This is a genomic window from Oleiphilus sp. HI0061 (genome assembly GCF_001635675.1).
Genome location: NZ_LWFE01000428.1, coordinates 1 through 823, shown reverse-complemented (window position 1 = coordinate 823; position 823 = coordinate 1). Strand labels below are relative to the sequence as shown.

General features: G+C 49.0%; 1 protein-coding gene. It reads right to left on the bottom strand.

The window, feature by feature from the left end; genetic code table 11:
• Nucleotides 1-823 (bottom strand): efflux RND transporter permease subunit (locus A3735_RS05750; RefSeq protein WP_197485693.1); only part of this gene is annotated, 823 nt, incomplete at both ends.

The following is an 823-nucleotide window of genomic DNA, read 5'->3' as shown; positions in this document are numbered from 1 at the left end:
CCATATCCAAGGCCAAGGTCACCCCGTAACTAATGGGTACCGCAATACCAACAACTAAAGCAGGGCGCCAGCCAAGGAAAACCGCGATAAACACCACCACGGTAAAGACCGCAAAGGCCAAGCTACTCGTTAGGTTATCAACCTTCTCATTCGCCGTTGCACCGTAATCACGTAGCACTTCTATGCCGATACTTGTCGGCAATAAATCTGACTTTAGCGCTGCAATAAGCTTATGAACTTCCTGAGCCACACTGACTGCATTGCTTCCCGGCTGTTTGGCGACACTGATAACCGACATCGGTAAATCACTACGTGCGGCGATCGGGACCCCTTCAAATTCTGGATGTGTTTCAGCAAAATCCAACCAGGTATAAGTACTCGCATTGGCAGGGCCGTCAACAATTTCAGCTACATCCTGAAGCGTTACCGGAATCCCATCGACAACATTGACCACCGTCTGTTTTAGACTACTAAGGTCGCGGATAAAGTCGCCGCTTTCGAGTTGAATAGACTCATTGTCAACGAACCAGTTGCCGCTACTTTGAAGCAGATTGGACACCTGTAAAGCTTGCAAGACGTCTGCCGAAGTACTTTGACGCGCTGCCAAACTTTCGGGCTGTAAAAAAATCCTTATCGTTCGTTCTCGGCCCCCCGTTACCTTGACTTCACTGGTATCAGGAATTGCCTGTATATAAGTCGACAGCTCTTCCGCTACCCGCCTTAAGTCATAATCGCTAGCATCGCCTTTGGAATACAAAGCCAACATCATGATCGGCACATCATCCACTTCAACCGGGTTTACGCGCCAGTTTTGTACTGCCTG